Below are 20,380 nucleotides of genomic sequence, written 5' to 3'. Positions count from 1 at the left end.
AGGAGATGGCTCCCGAGAAGTGACGGACAATCAGCAGTGCCCTCAACGCCTACGAAAGAGAAAACAGTGCCAGCTTCATGGCTCGCCGACGCCGTGGCGACGTTTGGCGATCGTTGCAAGGCGAAGCTCGCAGGCCCTGGTGAGGCGGAAGCTGCCATTCGAGCACCGATTGAGCAGCTCCTGGCCGCAGCAGGCACTCAACTGAAGCTAGACGTCGTCCCCCATGACGAGGTCCGCGACGACGACCGTGGAGTGCGTCCCGACTACGCCATCAGTGTTGGGGGTGCGATTACCGGATACGTCGAAGTCAAGAAACCGGGCGCCAACCTGGACCCGGAGTCCATGCGAGGACACAACCTCCGGCAGTGGACTCGGCAGAAGGATCTGCCAAATCTGATCTACACGAACGGCACAGAGTGGCGGTTGTACCGCGACAGCGAACCTGTCGGGAATCCAGTCCACCTCTCCGGCGGCCCACTTCGATCAGCCGGGGGCAAACTCACCGCGCCGGCCGAATTCGAGCATGTCCTGACCAACTTCTTGCGGTGGAAGCCGGCGCCCATTACTAGTGTCATTGCGCTCGTTCGAGCGATCGCGCCACTGACCCGACTACTGCGCGGTGAGGTACTGGATCAGCTCGAAGCCGAGAATCGCAAAATTAAAGCTGGAGCTAGACGCGAGGACCAGCCCTTTCACGGACTCGCCCGAGACTGGCGCCACTTACTGTTTCCCACGGCGAGCGATGAAACGTTTGCCGACGGTTACGCACAAACCGTCACGTTCGCCCTTCTCCTCGCCCGTACCGAAGGCATCACGCTCGCCGATGCCGGCGGCTTGCACGCAGTGGGCACGAAGCTCTCCGGGCAGCACTCCCTCATGGCCCGTGCGCTTCAGTTATTGACCGACTACGTCGCAGAGGACTTCAAGGTCACCATCGACCTGCTGGTGAGGGTGATCGACGCTGTGCAATGGCCGAAGGTCCGCGCCGGCCGCCGCGACACCTACCTCCACCTATACGAAACTTTCCTCGACGTCTACGACCCGCAACTTCGGCAGAAATCCGGTTCGTACTACACCCCCCGGGAGGTGGTCGAGCAAATGGTCCGCCTCACTGAAGAAGTCTTGGAGACGCGCCTCGGCAGGTCTGCGGGTTTCGCCGATCCTGACGTGGTCATAGCTGACCCTGCGATGGGTACGGGCACGTTCCTGCACACAATTATCGAGCACGTGGCAGAACGAGTCACCGCCCGAGACGGGAGCGGGGCGGTGGCAGGGGCTGTGAGTCAACTCGCCGAGCGACTAGTGGGTTTTGAACTCCAGACCGGACCGTTTGCCGTTGCCGAACTTCGAGCCACCGACCTATTGACAGACCTCGGAGCCAGCCTTCCTCCCTCCGGGTTGGGGCTGTACGTCACCGACACTCTCGATGATCCCAACGCCGAGCAGACCCAGCTCGGTTCCGGGCTTGAGCTGATCAGCCGCTCCCGGTCTCGAGCAGCGAAGATCAAGGCCAAGTCCAAGGTCACCGTCATAATCGGCAACCCGCCGTACGACGATCGGGCGCAGGGACGCGGCGGCTGGATTGAGAATGGCAGCGAGAGTGAGAAGTCTAAAAAGGGCGGAACTTATCGCCCCTTGGACGACTTCCGGGCCGAGGGCAATGGGCGGACCGAGTACGTACTAAAGAACCTCGCCATCTACTTTTGGCGATGGGCGACCTGGAAGGTCTTTGACGCAAACGCTGATCAGCCTAACGGCGATGTCGGGGTGGTCTGCTACATCACCACTTCTGCCTATCTCCGCGGACCGGGCTTTAGAGGCATGCGCGAGTATCTGCGCCGCACCACCAGCGAGGGCTGGATCATTGACGTATCCCCCGAGGGCATGCAGCCAGAGGTTCCGACACGCGTCTTTCCTGGCGTGCAGCAACCACTCGCGATCGCGATCTTCACCCGTCGTGCAGACTGCGACTTCGGCGTTCCCGCCACGGTCCACTACACCGCACTACACGGCCGCAAAAAGGAAAAGTACCTCAGCCTTTCGGCACTAGGCCTGGAAGGAGATGCTTGGCGTCAGACACGCACAACTTGGCAAGCCCCATTTACACCTGCTGCGGATACCGACTGGGACGAGTTTCCTGCGCTCAACGATCTGTTCCCTTGGTCATCACCCGGAGTAACCCCTGGCCGAAGTTGGATCTATGGACCCTCCTCCGCCCTCCTCCGCGAGCGACTCTCTGTGCTCCTATCCGCTGATGCGGTTGCTCAAGAGTCGCTGTTTAAGACGACATCGACGTCCCACGTTGATACCGGGCGATCGCCACTGCCCGGATTAGACACCGAAAAACGCACTGAGCACGCGATCTCAAACGAGAAGCCCACCCATTCACGGGTCGCCAAGCTGGTAAAAGTCGGTTTCCGCTCGTTCGATCGCCAGGAGATTCTTGCGGATGCTCGCTTAATTGATCGCGCGCGGACACCGTTATGGAGTGCCAGAATCCCCGGCCAGGTATTTACGGTGGAGCAGCATGCGGAAGGAATTAGTGACGGTCCAGGGGTAGTTTTCACCAGCCTGATCCCGGATAAGCACCACTTCAACAATCGAGGTGGCCGAGCACTGCCGTTACTTCATCCTGGCGGGCGGCCGAACGTCGCCGTCGGGCTTTTAGGCGCAATGTCCACTCTGGTCGGGCGGCCAGTCACGTCCGAAGACATGGTCGCCTATGTTGCGGCCACAGTCTCCCATTCTGGGTTCACCGAGCGGTTCGAAGACGAGCTGACCACGCCCGGCATCCGTGTCCCTGTGACAAGCAGGCCGGATCTGTTCGAGCGGGCTGTCACGCTCGGAATGACGGTGGTGTGGTTGCACACCTATGGCGCAGTGTTCGCAGAGCCGTCTTTCGGGCGGCCGGCCAACGACGTGCGCCTTTCGATCGAGGATGCTCGTCGAGTGACAAACCTGGTCGCTGTCGCCGAGATGCCGACTGAGATGACGTTCGACGAGATGACGGGCGAGGTGCGGCTCGGAGGCGGCGCCTTCGGACCGGTCGTTCCCGAAGTGTGGGAGTACACCGTAGGCGGAAAGAACGTCCTCCGGTCGTGGTTCGGCTACCGCAAGGCCGAGCCGGGCGGGAAAAAGACGAGCCCGCTGGACGATCTGCACGTGTCGTCATGGCCACCAGAGTGGACCAGCGAGCTTCTCGACCTACTGTCGGTTCTCACCCGCCTGGTTGATCTAGAGGAAGCGCAGTTGGAGTTGCTGGACGAGATCATGGCCGCCCCGTTGGTGTCTCGCGACATGCTCGCGTCGGCTGGAGCGGCATGGCCCGTCGGAGACAAGGACCCCCAACGCAAGCCGGACTACTCAAGAGCACGCCCAGGCGTCGACGAAGGGGACGAGGGGCAGTTAGGATTCGCGTTCTCCTGATAGAAAGCGACCGCGCCGGTGGTGAGGCCCAGCCTATTGAGACGGCGCGTCCTCAAACCGAGGGCCGCTAGATCGCGCGGGGTGAGATGCCCCTCCTCTAGGCGCTCTAGAGCACGCCGAGAAGCTTGAATCTGAAAACCGGCAGTTCAGCAGAGTGGCCAGACTTCCCTCTGTGAGGCGGTTGAGCGCCAGTACATGGACCACTTCACGCGGACCCGCCGAGATCAGGCGTACCTCCGGGTGAAAGAGCTGGACCGGCAGGTGCGCGAAGCCCTGAACGATGAAGACGAGTTCGAGCGGTTGTATCCCCTGTTTCACGAGCTGAAAGCGGCGATGGCCGACTATGAACATTGCGTCGGCCGACGCATTGACTTCAACGCATCTCAGTAGGGCTCAAGCACTGGTTGGAACTGCAACGCCGTACGACTGCGCCCCGCCAACCGATGCAGTTCGCGGGGGGCAGTACACGTTCGGGTGTGGATCACCAGGTGAGCTGCGGCTGTTTCGCCGGAGCCTGGTAAGTGTCGAACTGCCAGCCTTTGAAGCCCTGGGCGCAGGCTGTTGCGCCCAGGTTGGGGTTCTGCGTGAGGATTGTGTTGCGCCACGCGGTGCATTCCACGACACCGCTGTAGGTGTGGGTGGTCGCCTGCGCGGGTGCCGCGGTGAGACCGCCGACGAGTGCGGATGCGCTGATTCCGGCGGTGACGACCCCGGCAAGAACGACGGCGCGCACCTTGTTGGTGATGGTCATACTGATCTCCTTCTGACGATCTTTGATTGCTACACAACGTGATTGACTGATTGCAGGGCTCAGTGAGCCAGCCTTTGGAACAGGACGCAGGCTGGTCGAGGACGAAGCACCGCCGTTGCCTGTCACCGGAAACCGCAACGTTCGTGCGGGCGCCGAGCCCCTGTCTGACGCGAGAGTCGACGCCCGCACAGCAGAGTCCGGGTTGGAGTAGCTAACTGACCTCGAAGTGCGGATCGTCAGGGAGGCTGGACCATTCTCCGCCCCAGACGATTTGGCCGCCCATGCTGGCTAGCTTGGCGCGGATCTTTCCGGTTTGCTCGGGGGTGAAGGTGCCCGAGAAGCCCTGACCGCCGTGGATTTCGAGGTTGAGGTCCACGGCGGTGCCGCTGCCGTGGTTGGAGTAGGCCGTATTGGTCGGCGGGACGAGTGTCGGTTCGGCCCATGACCAGTCGTCACCGTTGCCGAGAGTGATCGGCTCGACGTTGGCGTCGAACCAGGTGACGAACTCGCGGAGCAGTTCGGTGGGCTTACCGGGGGCGGTCCAGAAATTGACCCCGTTAACGGCCCATTGGGTGGTTTGGGCCTGAGTGATGAGCGGGTACCCATTTTGGGAGGTCCCGGCAGCGGCATCGCCGGCGCCGAGAATGGATCCGCACCCAACGACAAGCGCCGAACCGGCGACCAGGAGATGGGTGCGGAGGCTGCGAATGGGCAGCGTGGAGCGAGAGTGACTGGACGGCATCAGTCAACCTTTCGATTCGATTGTGAACGTGCGATTCTCAGCAGACCCGCGCCGACGGCAACCAGCAGGGATCTGCAGCAGAGAACCTATCGCAGACAGTACCCGTAACTGTCCACCTCAAGGTCTGCGACCGCCGACTATCCGTCGACCGGCGAGTCGAAGAGTCAGGGAAGACGTCCGTTTTCGCCCTGTGGATTCCCTGGCGAGCGGTGTCGTGCGGCGGGTTAGGCTACGCGCGTGACCATGCCACCACCTGGTCCTGGCCATCCCGGTTACGGGTTCCAGGGCCCGCCCGGACAGCCCGGGCAGGATCCGCCAAACGCCGGCTTTCCGGGACGGGGAGTCCCGTACGGAGCGCCTGCACCCTATCCGGGCGGTGTGTACCCGCCGCATCCCGGTGGTCGGCCACCGAAGAAGAGCCGCAAGGGATTATGGCTGTTAGCCGGGCTCCTCGGGTTCGCGACGGTGCTCGCCTTGATGATCGCGGTGAGCGTGGCCCTCGAGGACCCCAGCGACTTCGAAAACAACGTCGCCGACACCACCGAGGTGAGGGTGGGTGACTGTCTGACGGTAGGCGAACTCGCCGGGGAGCTCGAGGTCGAGACGGTCGACTGCAGCTACCGAGGGTTTCATTATGCAGTCGCGGAACGGGTGCAGACCCGAAACGGTTGTGGCATCGACTACGCCGCGTTCTGGTACGAGGAACGCCCGTACGCCGGCGCCCGCCCACGCATCGAGGAAGTACTGTGCCTCGCCCAGGTGTACCAGCAGGGGCTCTGCTACTCCGAACCGCCAACGGATGTGCCAAACCCGTTAGCCAAGGTGAACGAGGTCGACTGTTCGCGGGTGACGCTGGTTCCGGGCGGTACGAACTACTTCAAGGTCGAGACCAAGGTGGCCGCGGCTCCGGAATGCACAGAGGGACAGGTCGAGTACTTCGCCGCGAAGCCGACACCGGCTGGATACTGCTTGACGTACTTCGAGCCTTAGACCAACCGCCGCACGGCTAGTACTAAGTCGCAGAACTCTCTGCGCCGTGATCGTGAGGCACGGGCGGCCGGCGCGAGGATCGGCGGTTCCACTGCCAGTCGGGGAACTCGGCTTCGATCTGGGTGATCCGGTCGGGCGAGAGTCGGTGTCGTCTGTACTCGGTGCGGCGTTTGGCCACCCAGGCGCCGATCGGGAATCCGTCGATCGTTGCATCGCGGGGTGGCGAGCTAGTGCCGTGTGCTGCGGCGTAGCGGTGCAGGTGGTCCAGGCCGACGTGGAACGGTGGTCGGGCCCGCAGGGTCCACTGCCAGTCGGGGAACTCGGCTTCGATCTGGCGGACGTGTCCTGGTGGCATTTGTCCGGACCGGAATTCGGCGCGGCGGCTGGCGACCCAGGTACCGATCGGGAATCCGTCGATGACGTCATGGCGGCGGGCGTTGCTGGTGCCGTGGAGGGCGACGTAGCGGCGCAGATGGTTCAGGCCGGCGGTGAAGGACGTCCGGGCGTTGGTCTTCCACTGCCAGTCGGGGAATTCGGACTCGAGTTGCGCGATTCGCTCTGCGGCCAAGACGCCGCGGCGATAGTCGGTGCGGCGGGTGTTGACCCACCGGCCTATCGGGAAGCCGTCGATGACGTCCCGCTGGCGCGGGTTGCTGGTGCCGTGCATGGCGACGTACCGATGTAGATGGGCGATACCCTCATCGAATCGGCTGGTCACGGTCACCCAGTGTGCCTGTCGCCGGCGGACGGTCGACCACCCACCCGAAGTCTCACCACGACCACCAACGGGTCGAGGCGAGTATTACTTCTGGTGTCTAGCTGTCACACACCGTGGGATCTATACTGGGACCGAGAGGTGATCACTATGACAGCAGCGCATCCCCGGCCGGACCTGGCCGCCTACGCCGAAGCGGCACGTATGTCGCAGCCCGAACTCGTGGCCGCGTTGCGCGATCTGCTCGGCGCGAAACTCGTGGCCTACCTGGGTCGGGTGAGCGAAACCCGGGCGGTGCGGCAGTGGGCCGAGGGCACCCGCACCATCGCCAACCCCGACGACGTCGAACGGCTCCGCATCGCCTACCGCGCCGCCCGCCTGATCACCGAACGCGACACCCCCGCCGTCGCCCAAGCCTGGTTCCAGGGCCTCAACCCGGTCCTCGACGACCGGGCGCCGGCGCTGCTGCTGCGCGACGGCGAGCTCGCCGACGTCGGCCCCCAGGTACTCAACGCTGCCCGCCAGTTCGCCGCGGTGGGATGAACCAACCCCGCACGTCAACGATCGGCACCCCACACGGCCCGATCACCAGCAGCATCCGAACCGACACGCCCATTTATCGGGTCGGGTATGCGCCGAGTCCGTGGGAGTGGACGCCGTGGGAGTACGCCACCGACGGCCGCTTCGCAGGCCGCTGGGACGACCCCGACGGGGTGTGGCGCACCCTGTACTGCGCCGACACTCCCCTGGCCTGCTACCTCGAAGTCCTCGCGTTCGCCCGACCCAGCCCGCAACTGATCGCCGAGCTCGACGACATCATCGTCGACGACGAAGACGAGCAGGACTACCCCACGCTGCCGTCCGGCCGCGTCCCGCGATCATGGTGCGAGGCACGAATGCTCGGCCACGCCACCCTGACCGGACGGTTCGCAGTGCCCGCCGACCCGGACAGCCTCGCCACCCTGCGAACGGTGTTTCGGCCGCTCGCGATCCGCTACGGACTCGATGACCTCGACACCGCCGCTCTGCGTGACGGGCGCCCCCGCGGTCTCACCCAGGCCATCTCCCGCTGGCTCTACGCCCTCACCGACCACGGACACGCAGCAGTCGACGGGATCGAGTTCGACTCCCGCCACGGCGACCAGCTACGCATGTGGGCGCTCTACGAACGCGCCGCCGACCCCGACATCAGCCCCCGCATCGACGTTGTCGACCACTGCCCCATCGACGCCGCGGATCCACAACTGGCCCGCGCCCTGACCCTCCTCGGACTCGAGTGGACCCCCGCCTAGACCGACCTGAAACAGGCTGTCCCGCATCGTCGAACGAGCATGAAGCTGGCTCGACCAGCCGTGGTAATGCCTACGACCGTCTCTTCGACACCGGGATCGCCCACCTGCACCGCTACGCCGCCATGCATGGTTCGAACTCGCCGCCGCGCGGCGCGACGATCGACGGCTTCGCGATAGGTCAGTGGGTCGTCAACCGCCGTGCCGAGTACCGGCGGGGCCATCTGTCGGCCGAGCGGATCCGCCGCCTCGAAACCGAGTTCCCCGACTGGGTGTGGAATGTGCGGGACGCGATGTTCGACGTCGGCGTGACCCATCTGCGCCGTTTCGTCGCCGTCCACGGCACGAGCAACGCCGGAGAAGGCGATGTGGTCGACGGTTTCGAGATCGGCACCTGGGTCGCGTCCCGTCGCGCCGACTACCGCAGAGGCCGACTGTCGGCCGAGCGGATCGCGCGTCTGGAATCCGAGTTCCCGGACTGGCAGTGGCTGCCTCAGGACGAAGCCTTCGCGGCCGCGTTCGAGACCGGACTGTCCCACCTGCGCCGCTACGTCGCCGCCCACGGGACCAGCCAGGTCCCTCAGCGGGATGTGATCGACGGGTTCCCTATCGGTACCTGGGTCGCCACCCGTCGCGCCGACTACCGCAAAGGCCGACTGTCGGCCGAGCGGATCCGCCGCATCGAAACCGAGTTCCCGGACTGGCGGTGGACGGTACGACCCGCCGCCACGAAAAGCAGGCGGTGACGTCGTGCCCAGCGAGCACGACTCCCCGACCGCTGGCCGCCGTCGTGCGGACGATCGGCGGTTCGACGCCGGGATCGCACACCTGCACCGCTACGTCGCCGCGCATGGATCGAGCTTGCCACCTCGCGATGCAACGATCGACGGATTTCGGATCGGCGCCTGGGTCGACAGCCGCCGCACCGACTACCGGCTCGGCCGGTTAACGCCGGAGCGGATCCGCCGCATCGAAACCGAGTTCCCCGACTGGCGGTGGAACGTGCTCGATGCCGCCTTCGCGGACGGGATCGACTACCTGCGCCGCTACGCCGCCACCCATGGCACCAGCAACCCCCGCCAGCACGACGTCATCGACGACTTCCCGATCGGCCAGTGGGCGGCGAACCGCCGCGCCGACTACCGCACAGGCCGACTACCCGCTGGCCGAGTCTCGCTGATCGACAACGAATTCCAGGACTGGCAGTGGAATCCCCAGGACGCAGCATCGGCCGCCGCGTTCGAGGCCGGCGTCGCTCATCTGCATCGGTATGAGGCAGTGCACGGCACCAGCAGCCCCCGCCAGCGGGACGTGATCGACGGCTTCGCGATCGGCCAGTGGGTCGCCAACCGTCGCGCCGACTACCGTCGGGGCCGGCTGTCGGCCGACCGGGTCCGCCGCCTCGAGACCGAGTTCCCGAACTGGCGGTGGACTGTGCGAGGCCGCTCCTAATTCGACCGAAGAACCACGGAGCCGAGGCAACGGATTCAAAACCCGTCCAGTGTCAGTTGGAGCGCGATCGACAGCACAGATCCCGCGCACCCCAGGTCGACCAGGCCATGACTCGCCTTCACGTGGGCTCGCGATGTGGACGGTCGCAGAGCTTTTGGCCAATACCGGGACCGGCGGTCAGCTATTGACGCCGAGGGCGAAGACCTGAATGTTGGAGGGGTCTGGTCGTCTAGTCAGGAGGTCACGAGTGCCGCAACACAGGGTGGACATGCGATTGCCGTCTCGACCGGTCGATGTGGGCAACGGCGACACATCGCTGTCGGTCTATGCCGATAACGTCAAGCTTGGCGAGATCGGGCTGTCTCGCGGGGGTGTGACCTGGTGGGCGCGGGACGCGAAGAACCCGACGCGGGATCTGACCTGGGAGCAGTTTGCCCGCTTGATGGAGCAGGGCTAACCCACGCCTCTGTCAATTTCGGTGCGGCAGGCCCGGTTGCGTGCGTCGTAAGGGGGCCTCACCCAACGACGTAGCGGGCCAAGATCGCCTGGAGCTCGTAGATGTCGACCTGCCGATTGAATTGTCGAGCGATCGGATGCGAGGCACCTGATAGCCAGATCTTCAGTTCGGCGTCCAGGTCGAACGTGCCGGCTGTCTCCACCGAGAAGTGCGTCACCGATCGGTACGGGACCGAGTGATACTCGACCTTCTTGCCCGTGATCCCCTGCTTATCGATGAGAAGTAGCCGTCGGTTCGTGAAGAGGAACACGTCGCGAACCAGGCGGTAACCGGCGTCGACCGTCTCGCCCTCACCCAAGAGCTTCGCGAACTCCGCTTGCCCTTGACGCGGGTCGATACGACCAGCGTTGCCCATCATCCCGTTCATGATTCCCATGGACCAACTTCTAGCAAAGTGATCGAGGTGTCCCCCAAATAGGTGACACCGCAGCGGACTTCGGGAGCCTGACCGGGCCAACCAAAAGCGTGACGAAATGCCGGGAGGGCGTAACGCTGTCCGAGTGGGTTGCTATAGGTAGTTGACATTCGATCGGCCAGTGCGCGCCGGTCGCCGCTTGTGTGAAAGGCTTTCCCGCTCAATGGCTATGCCCCCGCTCCCCCCTGCCGTCTCCTCGTCAGAGCCGCCGGCCACCCCTTCATCTCGCAGGACTCGCACGCGGGTCTTGGTCGTCGGCAGCTGCGCCGCTGTGCTGGCCCTGGTGCTGGGTGCGTGCGGGACGACCGACACGACCACCGAGCGTGTCGCTGACACCTCGACCCTGCCTGTGACGACGTCGGCCGCGACGGCGTCGGAGGTGGTGTCGCTGCCCACCGCAACGCCGGTCCTCACGGTGTCGGCGGCACCGGCCGCGAACAAAGCACTGGCCACGCTGGACACCCTCGAGGTGAAGGGTCGCGCACCCAAGACCGGGTATGACCGAGCTCTGTTCGGGCAGGCCTGGACCGATGATGTGAACGTCGACAGTGGCCACAACGGCTGCGACACCCGCAACGACATCCTGCGCCGCGACCTCACCAACGTCGTGCTCAAGCCCGGCTCGAACGGCTGCGCGGTGCAGTCCGGAACACTCGCCGACCCCTACACCGGCACCACCATCCCGTTCGTGCGTGGCCCCCAGACCTCGTCGGCGGTGCAGATCGACCACGTTGTCGCGCTGTCGGATGCGTGGCAGAAGGGCGCCCAGCAGCTCTCTGCGGCTCAGCGAGCGGACTTCGCCAACGATCCGCGCAACCTGCAAGCCACCGACGGCCCCACCAACCAGCAGAAGGGCGACGGTGACGCCGCGACCTGGCTGCCGCCGAACCGCTCCTACCGCTGCACCTACGTCGCCCGTCAGGTCGAGGTCAAAGCCGCCTACCAGCTGTGGGTGACCCAGGCCGAGAAGGACGCCATCACCCGCGTCCTCGGTAGCTGCGGCGCCGCGGTTCCGGCACCGACGACCCGCCAGGTCCCCAACACCCGCACCTCGACGGCGACTCCGCTCCCGGAACCGGCCTACACGCCGCCGACGACGACCTACACTCCGCCACCTGCGGCTGAGGCACCCTCGTCGGTCTACTACGCCAACTGCTCGGCAGTCCGCGCCGCGGGCGCGGCCCCGATCTACGCCGGCCAGCCCGGATACAGCCGCAAGCTCGACCGCGACGGCGACGGCGTCGCCTGCGAATAGCGCTGACCGCCAGCGGCATCGACACACCTACGAGGAGAAGAGCGCAATGAGTAGCGCCCCGAAAACCAGGTCCCGCTACGTCTGGTGGGGCGCCCTCGTGGGTTTCGTGCTCGGCGGCACTCTCGCCATCGTCTCGCTCCTGGCGGATGCGGGGCAGGTATACGACGAGGCTGGAGATACCACGGTTGAGCAGAGCAGCTTCACCGTTGGCCTGGCCATCGGCTCGTTCCTGATTGCCCTCGGAGTCGCTGCAATCGGAGCGCTCATCGGCCTGCTGATCGGCCTGCTCAAGCGGCGCCGTCACGAGGCACAAGCAATGGTGGCCCAGCACGACGGACCCTCGCTACGCAAGGAACCTGACCCTGGCCGGTAGCCCACACGCCGTCACGGCGGTCCTTTCGAATCGTGGTGACGGCGGTTTAGGCTGCGGTCGCGGCTCCCTTCCCGGGTGCTGCGAACCCTGTCGTCGAGAACTCTCAAGGAGTGGTCATGGCTGGAATTGCGGACAAGTTCGACAAGGCATACGAAGACAAGTCGTTGGCCGAGCTGGCCGACGCACCTGTCGCGGCGCTGCAAGGCGTCAGCGACGGCGACGCCGAAAAACTTCAGGCGGCGTTCAATATCAAGACCGTGCGGGACCTGGGCACCAACAAGTTCTTCCTCTGGGCCCAGGCGGTTGCCAAGCTCGCCGAGTAGACCGGCCAGCCCGCGCGGAATACCGCGGGCGGGGTCACCGTTGACTGGTGTGACGGTGGCGGGCTCATTGCCCCGGGCCTCACCCCTTTCCGCCGCTGCGTGCGGCCACTCGCCGAGAGGCGCACTGACCGGCACCGTCCACCTACACACTGAGGCCGTCGACCCGTATCGGGTCGACGGCCTCAGTCGTGACACGGCAAACAGACGATCAGGAGGGCAGATGGCGGGAATGGCGCCAATGCTCGCGACTCCTGGTCCTCCCCCGTCGGGTTCAGGCTGGTCCTGGGAGATGAAGTTCGATGGAAGCCCGCGGGTTCGACGATTCCGGCTGGGCCTGGGCGACAAACATGACTGCCAGTGTCTCTGCAGAGCAGATGTGGGGGCAGGTTCGTAGTCGCTCATTGTCCTGCTGCCCATGTAGAGGTGGCCGCTGAAGATTGCGGCGATCAGGTCGCAGTCCCCCGGTCCCTCAGCGGGCCTGAACCCACAAGGTCGAATGCTGTTGCAACTGACGGGAGCCACGCCTAACATTCAAGCGTGCATTTGTACTTCCTGTGACGGCTGAGTAAGGCCCCCCGCGCTCGTAGATCTATCCGAGACCGCGGCGGCCGCTTGCTCTCGACCCACTCGGGTCGCCGTCATAGTGCGCACTATTGCAGCCTTCTGAGGCGCTTGGTGCGTCGTTCGAAGGATACGAATGCTCCCCCAGAAAGCCCCTTTACCCGCGCGTCACGGCGCGCAACTCATCGCTTCTAACGTCTCCGTGATCCGCGGAGGCACTCCTGTCCTCAAACACCTCGACCTCACAGTGACAGCCACATCACGCGTGGCGGTCGTTGGCGAGAACGGCCGCGGCAAATCGACACTCGTGCACGTTCTGACCGGTGCTCTCGTTCCCGATAGCGGCACAGTGCAGCAGATTGGGACGCTCGGCATCGCGGAACAGGAGATGCCGGCCGGGGACGACAGGACCGTTGGTCAGGCGGTGTCCGAAGCGATCGCGGCACCTCTGGCCGCACTTGCCGATCTGGACACGGCCGCCCTGGCACTCTCGGCCCGCGATGCCGGGGCTGAGGAGCGATACGCCGACGCACTGGAACATGCAGAAGCCCTTGACGCGTGGGACGCCGAGCGGCGCGTGCAAATCGCGTTGGAAGCACTCGACGCTGAAACAGACTTGTCCCGGCGCCTGCAGGACCTCTCCGTGGGTCAGCGCTACCGGGTCCGGTTGGCTTGCCTACTCGGCGCCGACGACGATTTCCTACTCCTCGATGAACCCACGAACCACCTAGACCAAAACGGCCTCGAGTTCTTGACTGCGCAGCTACGCGCCCGAAACGGAGGCGTGGTCGTCGTCACCCATGATCGAGCTCTACTTTCCGACGTGGCGGAGACCATCGTCGACCTTGACCCGACCCCTGACGGCCGGGTGCGCGTGTACGGCAACGGCTATGCCGGCTACCGCGACGGCCGCCAGGCGGAGCAAGAGCGGTGGCAGCAAGAGTTCGACCGGCAGCAGACCGAGTTCGCGCGACTGCAAGACAGTCTCAGCTCGGCGCAGAACCGACTCGTATCGGGCTGGCGGCCGGAGAAGGGCACCAACAAACACGGGCGGGCCACCCGCGCGGGCGGGCTCGTACAGAGCGTGCGTCGCCGACAGGAACAGCTCGAAGCGCACGCGGTGACCGTTCCCGAGCCGCCGCAACAGCTCCGTTTCCCCGATCTCGAAACACGGACGGGAGCAACGCTGCTGAGTGTCGACGAGGTAACCGTGGCCGGAAGACTCACCCGCTCCGTGACGTTCTCGCTGTCACACCGTGGGCGCCTGGTAGTGACCGGTCCCAACGGAGCCGGCAAGTCCACACTGCTTAGCGTCGTCGCGGGCGACGTCCACCCGGATACAGGCAGCGTTCGTCGCCCGACGAATGTGCGCCTTGGGTTCCTCCGTCAAGAGTCGACACTTCCTCTGAATCGGCGGGCCAATGAGGTCTACACCACTCACGTCGACGCGCTCGTATCCGCCGGGATTGTCCCGCCAAGCGAGACAATCGGGTTATCGCAGCTCGGGCTCCTACGCGCCCGCGAATCGAGCAAACGGGTCGCTGAGCTGTCGATGGGCCAGCAACGTCGTCTCGACCTCGCCCTGGTACTCGCGGCCAAACCGCACGTGCTCCTGCTCGACGAACCGACCAACCACCTATCGATCGCGCTCGTCGACGAACTGACCGACGCGCTCCGCGCCACGGAAGCGGCGGTGATCGTGTCCAGCCATGACAGGCAGCTTCTCCGCGACGTCAACGACTGGCCCGCGATGGCGCTGGCAGCACCGACCGGTAGCGAGGCGCGGGCATGAACATCAACTCGTCCGACCGACTCAGGGCGCTGCGTCCCCTGGCCACACGCGACTACCGTCTACTGTTTGCCGCTGTCGGCATCGAAGTTTTTGGCACCGGCATGTGGACCATCGTCATGGTGTTTCAAGTGCTCGCCCTAGACAACAGCCCCCTCGCTCTCTCAGCCGTCGCGACTGGGCTCAGCCTTGGCCTGTTTACCTTCTCGATCGCGGGAGGGGTAATAGCCGACCGCTTCTCCAAACGCCGCATCATCATCACCGTGCAAGGGTGCACCGCCGTGGTCATGACCGCCGTGGCTGCGATGTCCCTCACGGGCGCGATCGAGCTGTGGCATATTGGGCTCGCCTCGTTCGCGATGGGCGCGGGTAGCGCGTTCTTCTACCCCGCCTACAGCGCCTACCTCCCTCAGGTGTTGCCACCGGAACAATTACTTGCCGCGAACGGGTTAGAAGGCGCCCTTCGACCCTCTATGGGCCAGGGCCTCGGCCCCGCACTCGGCGGAATCGTCGTCGGCGCATTCTTCCCCGCCATTGGCGCAGTCATCGTCGCTGCCTCGTACGCGATCGCGTTCATCATCACCCTATTTCTGAGCCGACATCTAGAAGCAACCGAACCCACACCGACCGACGAACACACCAGCATATGGGGCGATCTCCGAGCGGGGGTCCGCTACGTCGCGGGCACCCGATGGTTGCTGTGGACGTTAATCTTCGGATCTTCGCTCGCGCTCATCATCCAGGGACCGATCGAGGTACTTCTACCGTTCCTTACCCGCGACCGATTCGAGGACGCCGAGGCCACGTTCGGACTGCTACTGGCTGCCTATGGGATCGGCGGGGCAGCCGGATCCCTCGTCATATCGTCGCTCAAGCTGCCACGGCGCTACCTCACCCTCATGATTGGCCTCTGGGGAGGCGGCGCCCTCCCGCTCGTGCTGATCGGCTTCGTCAGCTACCTCCCGTTGATGCTCGCCGCGTTGTTCGCTGTCGGTGCCGCCACAGGAGCAGGGGTAGTTATCTGGGGCACGCTGCTTCAACGACTCGTGCCACCCGAGATGATTGGGCGAGTCGCAAGTCTCGACTTCTTCGTCTCGATCGCCTTCATGCCAGTCTCGATCGCGATCGCCGGACCCCTGTCGCTCGTCTTGCCGATCCCGGTCATCTTCATCGTGGCCGGCATTACGCCTACGTTGCTCGCCGCAGTCGCGCTACTCGCGGGCCGCATGCGACAGATCGAGACTAGGCAACGCTTGGATACCTGACCTCGAGACGAGTACCGTGTGCTGCAATTGTGGCGCGCCACAGGCGTTTTAGACCGCGATACAGGGGGCGTCGCCCACGTCGACGCACTTAACCGTGCTGGAACCAGCCGATCGCGGCAACGCTGGCCGAGACGCTTGCGCGTTGATCGCAGCTTCTCAGGGTCTGCTGCAACCGGAGAGGGTTTCCCGGCTTTGATGTCGGAGACCACGTCGCGGAACTGGTCGATGTCGGGTGCGATGCGGCGGTCGTCCGTCCGTGTCGGAGGGGCGGTTCGCTACTCCGATATGGGGTCAAGGTGAAATCGGGTTGGGTGCGCTGCCCGCACGTAGTGCACTGCCGATGTGACCCGTATACCGAACACTCTCATCAGGACGACCGGGTCGGCGGTATGAGTGGCTTCGTCGTAGATTCGGTCAGCGCGAAGTTTGCTGGCGCTGAGTCCGACTCTCCGAAAAACGGCGGTAAGGCCGTATGGACTCATCGCCCAATCTGGTTGCAACGCCGTACTTCTGCTGACGAAAAAATATCGGTTTTGTGTTCGCGGCCAATGGCGATGACGATGGTCCAACCATTGCTGAGTGAGCCGATGCACGGCCTCGTCGAGCCGTACGGTGTGACGGCCGGAGCGGCGAGCAATGACGATCGTTCCGCTAGCCAGGTCGACGTCGTCGATCGATAACTGCTGCATCTCTTTCACTCCCAAAGCGTGCACGGCAACCAGTGCCAGGATGAGGCGGTCGCGCGGCGAGTGGGTGGCATCGAACGCTGCACGTAGCTGATCGCTGGGCAGTGGCTGCGGCACCCGGCTTATGTACTGTCCAGCGAGCCCTCTCGCCGGGTCCACGAAGATCCGGTTCTCTCGTTGTAGCCGACCGAACAGTGACCGCAGTGCGGTACGCACGTTGTGTAGCGAGCTGCCGAGGTGCGCGTCAAGTTCGGAGACGACGTCGTGTCGGGTGATCTCTCGCAGAGACTGGTAGCGAGTTGCCCAGTTACGAAGGGCGGGAAGCGCGAAACACAAGTAGGTTCGGGCCGTGACCCACTGGAGTGGGATCGAGGGTCGGGTACCGTCCCCGCGTAGCGAGCGGACCCAGACTGTGATGTCGTGTCGAAACTGGGGCGGAACATCGTCGTGTAGGTAGCGGTGCACCGCTCGCTCATCGCGGCCGGACTCAGCCGACGGCGGCGTCAGGAGGCCGTCCATGTCCGATGCCCGACCGTCAGTTCGGCGGCAACGATCGACCGCCTGACCTGCGGGGCACAGGCCTACTCGTCGCGCTGCTCTGACCGACAGCGTCCTGCTCATGACCTGGGGCGACGCGGCTCTGCACGGGTTCGGCTTGCATCAGCTCATCGACGGTGCAATCGAGTGCGGCGCAGATCTTGTCCAGATCGTCGAGACGGATCGTGACCGGCGACTTCGACCACAGTGCCACGACCTTACTCAGTGATGGTTCAAACCCCACTTCCTCGAAGGCCTTCAGCAGTTGCGTAGGCCGCCAGATGTCACGTTGCGCGGCAACCATTCTCAGATTCCATTTCATCTAATCCTCGATTCCTAGGCGTCGGACCGCTCGCTGCGTCGAACTCAACACCGCCTGCTCCGGATCGGCGGTGGTGGATGCGAGATAGCCCACCGTGGTACTCGGCCATTGGTGCCCGAGCAGCCTCTGCACGTCCCACAGCGGCATACCGTTCTGATAGTTGTGTGTTGCACAGGCGTGGCGCAGGAGATGGGGAAACAACTCATCGACCGGCCCCGGTAGGTGCATTCGCGATGCTCGCTTGAGTGCCTTGCGGAACGTCTCAGGACGGATCGGCGACGCTGTGGCCACGTTCAGTGCTGCGACTGCGGTCGGCAGGCGTTCTGAAGGCCACAGCGGGGCCGCGGCGTTGGTCGGATCATCGCAGAACTGACCGCGTATGTTCTCGATGTACCACCAGAGCAGCTCGCGTCCCTCCGCGAAGAGGAATGCCTCACGCTGCCGTGGGCCCGACCCACGGGCACCCTTGCCGATCACAACGAACCGGCCCCAGTGCCCACGCTCCCAGTGCACATCACCGATCTTGACTGCGCACAACTCCTTCGCTCGGACCCCCGACAAGTACGCTATCTTGGCCATGACGTAGTCGCGTGCCGCAACCGGGTACTTGCGAGAATCGACCAGATCAGCTCGCCACGCTGCGAAGAACTCCTTCATCGCCCGCTGCGAGGGAGGAATGCGGAGCGCGAAGTCGCCACGGTGCCGGGGGCGGTTGAACGGGTCGACCGGAGAGCGCACCGTCACGCCGAATCTGCGTGCGATCTCGCCACCATATCGCTGCTCGAGGAAGGCGAAGTACGTGTCGACCTGACTCGCCTTCTTACGCATCGTCGAGTGGTGGCGTTTACCCGGCCCGGAAAAGTACTGATCAAACTGTCGAGGAGTCAGATGCCAAGGCACACAATCGTAGTGGTCGCAGACCTCCAACACCGGCCTCACCAGAGACTGCAACGTCGACGGCGCCAGTCCTGAGACGTCGCGCGCCCAGCCGTACTCAGCAATCGTCTCGACAAAGAACGCCGCCTCATCGGCAAGATCAGCCCCATCGGAGCGTGCAGCTTGGATCGCTTCGACGTCCGCTAACCCACTGGGTATGACAGACTCGGCCGCCTCGGCGGCAACTGCAGCCGCTCGACGGGTTTGAAAATCTGCCATAAGCTCGCACTATATGGCCATGACTGTCAAACTTTAGCAGTAATCGCCAATTTTAAGTGACATGTTCTGCGCCGCCAGAGACACTCAAGACCAGGTACAACCTGACCACGGCCCTCGTCAGTGCGACACAGAACCCGCCTGCACTCCAGTGGCCAGCGCTGTATCGCCCGAGTCGCTAGCGGGAAGGTGTTGCTGTTGAGCCGCAACCTCAGCCCGATCACCTCGACCTACCCCGAGATCACGGCCGCCCTGATGAACGCCAGTGGCGGCCGCGACGTCGTGGTCGACGGTGAGATCGTGGCTCTCGACGCCGACGGGCGGCCGTCGTTCTCGCTTCTGCAACGACGCATGCACACCCCGCGGCCGGGCCGGCGGCTGCTCACCGATGTTCCGGCGGCGTTCTATCTGTTCGACGTCCTGGAGCTCGACGGCTCCGACGTCGGACCGCTGCCCTACTTCGAGCGCCGCGAACTGCTCGACACCTCGCTCACCAGTATCGGCGCGGCGCAGGTCACCCCGTACTGGCCTGACAGCTCCGCCGAACCGATGCTCGAGCTCGCGAGGACGTTTGGCCTGGAGGGGGTGGTCGCCAAGCGAGCAACGTCGAGATACGTGCGGGGGCAGCGGTCCCCGGCGTGGGTCAAGGTTCCTCTGCGGCTCAGCGCCGAAGTGATCGTGTGCGGGTGGACCGGCGGCCCGGCGATGGTGCGGTCGCTGCTGGTCGGCGGCTACCGATCCTCGGGTGAGTTGGTCTACCTCGGGGAGGTCGGTACCGGGTTCACCCAGCGGCACCGCCGCGAGATCGCTGAACGACTGGCGGCGATAGCGCGCCCCGAGCATCCGTTCACCACCGAGCACTCGCCCACCAGGATCAGAAACGTGCGGTGGGTGCGACCGGTATTGATCGGCACCATCGAGTACCGCGAGCTCACCCGCCGGCTGCGACATCCCTCGTGGAAAGGCTTGCGCACCGACAAAACCCCGGACGAGGTGATCTGGCCCGAACACGACACCCAGTCCTGACTACTCGGACGTCGACTCGGTCACCTGCACAACGCAACCACGATGGCCCTGTGGCAACCGACCCGCCGGGGAGGGCGGCAGCGCAGCGCCAGCGGAGTCAGCTCGTGGCTTCTCCGAGTCGATCGACCTGTCCGCCGACCTCGTCGGCGTACGCCTGGGCCTCGGTCGCCTCATCGTCGGTGTAGACCCGGACGTCTGCCGCCCTACCGGGCGGCCGCACGATCAACGTCAGCTCGTCGATCGCGACGCGGCCGCGTTTGGGTGCGACGCGATTCGTGGGCCCGGCCCCGGCATCGTTGTTCTCGGTCATCGCTCGGCGGCGTCCTCTCGCGGTTGCAGCGCCTCGGGTGGCACCCACATCGTGATGACGGCCGACGAGACGTGGTTGGCGCTTTCGACCGGCATCTGACAAATACCGCGCCACAATCCATTTGAGACCTGCAACCACGCCAAGAGGAGCGCGGGCATGGTCGGTTCGATACGGGCACCGGAGGCTCGCACCCGCAGCGAGACTCCCCCGCCGGCGGCATATGACCGTCCGCAGGACGGGTCAGCGATCGCCATGTCGATCAGCACGGGCCTGGGCGGGTCGACCACGCGTAGTGTTCGGGTGTCGGGCCAGCGATCGAACATGCTCACAGTTTAACCCAACGGGTCGAATGGGTGTTCGATGCTCGTGTAGTTTGTACGGGTAGGCGGGGGTGTGACCGGAAGGGAAGTCCGGGACCGTACGCACCCCCGCCGTTCCCGCGGCTGGGAGGTGAATCGGTGGATGCGCGACCACGGTTGCACGT

23 protein-coding genes are annotated in these 20,380 nt (G+C 64.6%); 14 read left to right on the top strand and 9 right to left on the bottom strand.

Features of this window, described 5'->3' with window-relative positions:
* Window positions 1–66: 66 nt before the first annotated feature.
* Together AS181_RS19925 and AS181_RS19920 are read left to right on the top strand one after the other, a co-directional pair.
* Entirely contained in the window at window positions 67–3,426 is a 3,360-nt protein-coding gene (locus AS181_RS19925) for a type ISP restriction/modification enzyme (protein ID WP_175404363.1), read from the top strand.
* 240 nt (window positions 3,427–3,666) lie between these two features.
* Window positions 3,667–3,816, top strand: a complete 150-nt coding sequence (locus AS181_RS19920) for a hypothetical protein (RefSeq protein ID WP_175404362.1) — start codon at window positions 3,667–3,669, stop codon at window positions 3,814–3,816.
* 91 nt (window positions 3,817–3,907) lie between these two features.
* Here AS181_RS19920 and AS181_RS19915 read toward each other — a convergent pair whose 3' ends face one another.
* On the bottom strand, window positions 3,908–4,177 hold the full coding sequence (locus AS181_RS19915; RefSeq protein WP_058253267.1) for a hypothetical protein: 270 nt from the start codon (window positions 4,175–4,177) through the stop codon (window positions 3,908–3,910).
* Window positions 4,178–4,388: 211 nt separating this feature from the next.
* Window positions 4,389–4,919: a M15 family metallopeptidase gene (locus AS181_RS19910; protein WP_058253266.1), complete on the bottom strand. Its 531-nt coding sequence runs from the start codon at window positions 4,917–4,919 to the stop codon at window positions 4,389–4,391.
* A 243-nt stretch (window positions 4,920–5,162) separates the two neighbouring features.
* Here AS181_RS19910 and AS181_RS19905 point away from each other — a divergent pair, with 243 nt between their 5' ends.
* On the top strand, window positions 5,163–5,909 hold the full coding sequence (locus AS181_RS19905; RefSeq protein ID WP_442902802.1) for an LppU/SCO3897 family protein: 747 nt from the start codon (window positions 5,163–5,165) through the stop codon (window positions 5,907–5,909).
* A 22-nt stretch (window positions 5,910–5,931) separates the two neighbouring features.
* On the opposite strand, the gene AS181_RS19900 is transcribed toward AS181_RS19905, so the two are convergent.
* Complete coding sequence (locus AS181_RS19900) at window positions 5,932–6,627, bottom strand: helicase associated domain-containing protein (RefSeq protein WP_058253286.1); 696 nt, start codon at window positions 6,625–6,627, stop codon at window positions 5,932–5,934.
* 147 nt (window positions 6,628–6,774) lie between these two features.
* On the opposite strand from AS181_RS19900, the gene AS181_RS19895 reads away from it, so the two are divergent.
* From AS181_RS19895 to AS181_RS24995, 5 genes are all read left to right on the top strand, one after another.
* Complete coding sequence (locus AS181_RS19895) at window positions 6,775–7,167, top strand: hypothetical protein (RefSeq protein ID WP_058253264.1); 393 nt, start codon at window positions 6,775–6,777, stop codon at window positions 7,165–7,167.
* Entirely contained in the window at window positions 7,164–7,916 is a 753-nt protein-coding gene (locus tag AS181_RS19890; protein ID WP_058253263.1) for an RES domain-containing protein, read from the top strand. The genes AS181_RS19895 and AS181_RS19890 overlap by 4 nt, the downstream gene beginning before the upstream one ends.
* Window positions 7,901–8,659, top strand: a complete 759-nt coding sequence (locus AS181_RS19885) for a helicase associated domain-containing protein (protein WP_082652989.1) — start codon at window positions 7,901–7,903, stop codon at window positions 8,657–8,659. Before AS181_RS19890 ends, AS181_RS19885 begins: the two co-directional genes overlap by 16 nt.
* A 4-nt stretch (window positions 8,660–8,663) precedes the next feature.
* On the top strand, window positions 8,664–9,365 hold the full coding sequence (locus AS181_RS19880) for a helicase associated domain-containing protein (protein WP_058253262.1): 702 nt from the start codon (window positions 8,664–8,666) through the stop codon (window positions 9,363–9,365).
* A gap of 268 nt (window positions 9,366–9,633) precedes the next feature.
* Entirely contained in the window at window positions 9,634–9,822 is a 189-nt protein-coding gene (locus AS181_RS24995; RefSeq protein ID WP_139114236.1) for a hypothetical protein, read from the top strand.
* A gap of 58 nt (window positions 9,823–9,880) precedes the next feature.
* On the opposite strand, the gene AS181_RS19875 is transcribed toward AS181_RS24995, so the two are convergent.
* Complete coding sequence (locus AS181_RS19875) at window positions 9,881–10,258, bottom strand: PH domain-containing protein (protein ID WP_058253261.1); 378 nt, start codon at window positions 10,256–10,258, stop codon at window positions 9,881–9,883.
* 208 nt (window positions 10,259–10,466) lie between these two features.
* On the opposite strand from AS181_RS19875, the gene AS181_RS19870 reads away from it, so the two are divergent.
* The 5 genes from AS181_RS19870 to AS181_RS19850 all read left to right on the top strand — a co-directional run bounded on the left by AS181_RS19870 (window position 10,467) and on the right by AS181_RS19850 (window position 15,863).
* On the top strand, window positions 10,467–11,552 hold the full coding sequence (locus AS181_RS19870) for a GmrSD restriction endonuclease domain-containing protein (protein WP_420871722.1): 1,086 nt from the start codon (window positions 10,467–10,469) through the stop codon (window positions 11,550–11,552).
* Between the two features lie 97 nt (window positions 11,553–11,649).
* Window positions 11,650–11,925: a hypothetical protein gene (locus tag AS181_RS19865; RefSeq protein WP_139114235.1), complete on the top strand. Its 276-nt coding sequence runs from the start codon at window positions 11,650–11,652 to the stop codon at window positions 11,923–11,925.
* 116 nt (window positions 11,926–12,041) lie between these two features.
* Window positions 12,042–12,248, top strand: coding sequence for a hypothetical protein (locus AS181_RS19860; protein ID WP_044508856.1), 207 nt, complete (start codon window positions 12,042–12,044; stop codon window positions 12,246–12,248).
* Window positions 12,249–12,945: 697 nt separating this feature from the next.
* Entirely contained in the window at window positions 12,946–14,601 is a 1,656-nt protein-coding gene (locus tag AS181_RS19855; RefSeq protein ID WP_058253258.1) for an ABC-F family ATP-binding cassette domain-containing protein, read from the top strand.
* Window positions 14,598–15,863: an MFS transporter gene (locus tag AS181_RS19850; RefSeq protein ID WP_058253257.1), complete on the top strand. Its 1,266-nt coding sequence runs from the start codon at window positions 14,598–14,600 to the stop codon at window positions 15,861–15,863. The genes AS181_RS19855 and AS181_RS19850 overlap by 4 nt, the downstream gene beginning before the upstream one ends.
* A gap of 275 nt (window positions 15,864–16,138) precedes the next feature.
* Here the strand turns inward: AS181_RS19850 and AS181_RS25205 are convergent, their stop codons facing one another.
* From AS181_RS25205 to AS181_RS19840, 3 genes are all read right to left on the bottom strand, one after another.
* Entirely contained in the window at window positions 16,139–16,666 is a 528-nt protein-coding gene (locus AS181_RS25205) for a tyrosine-type recombinase/integrase (RefSeq protein ID WP_175404361.1), read from the bottom strand.
* 418 nt (window positions 16,667–17,084) lie between these two features.
* Window positions 17,085–17,408, bottom strand: coding sequence for a helix-turn-helix domain-containing protein (locus AS181_RS19845; RefSeq protein ID WP_058253256.1), 324 nt, complete (start codon window positions 17,406–17,408; stop codon window positions 17,085–17,087).
* Window positions 17,409–18,563: a tyrosine-type recombinase/integrase gene (locus AS181_RS19840; protein ID WP_058253255.1), complete on the bottom strand. Its 1,155-nt coding sequence runs from the start codon at window positions 18,561–18,563 to the stop codon at window positions 17,409–17,411. It lies immediately after the preceding gene.
* A gap of 120 nt (window positions 18,564–18,683) precedes the next feature.
* Here AS181_RS19840 and AS181_RS19835 point away from each other — a divergent pair, with 120 nt between their 5' ends.
* Window positions 18,684–19,586, top strand: a complete 903-nt coding sequence (locus AS181_RS19835; protein WP_156422437.1) for an ATP-dependent DNA ligase — start codon at window positions 18,684–18,686, stop codon at window positions 19,584–19,586.
* 97 nt (window positions 19,587–19,683) lie between these two features.
* Here the strand turns inward: AS181_RS19835 and AS181_RS19830 are convergent, their stop codons facing one another.
* Together AS181_RS19830 and AS181_RS19825 are read right to left on the bottom strand one after the other, a co-directional pair.
* Complete coding sequence (locus AS181_RS19830; protein WP_058253254.1) at window positions 19,684–19,896, bottom strand: hypothetical protein; 213 nt, start codon at window positions 19,894–19,896, stop codon at window positions 19,684–19,686.
* The gene (locus tag AS181_RS19825) at window positions 19,893–20,219 is read right to left on the bottom strand and encodes a hypothetical protein (RefSeq protein ID WP_058253253.1); all 327 of its coding nucleotides are present in this window, start codon (window positions 20,217–20,219) and stop codon (window positions 19,893–19,895) included. The genes AS181_RS19830 and AS181_RS19825 overlap by 4 nt, the downstream gene beginning before the upstream one ends.
* Between the last annotated feature and the right edge of the window lie 161 nt (window positions 20,220–20,380).

Source organism: Gordonia sp. SGD-V-85, assembly GCF_001456905.1.
GTDB classification, from domain to species: Bacteria; Actinomycetota; Actinomycetes; order Mycobacteriales; family Mycobacteriaceae; genus Gordonia; species Gordonia hongkongensis.
Note: the sequence above shows the minus strand (reverse complement) of the source record. Positions and strands in the feature narration are given on the sequence as shown.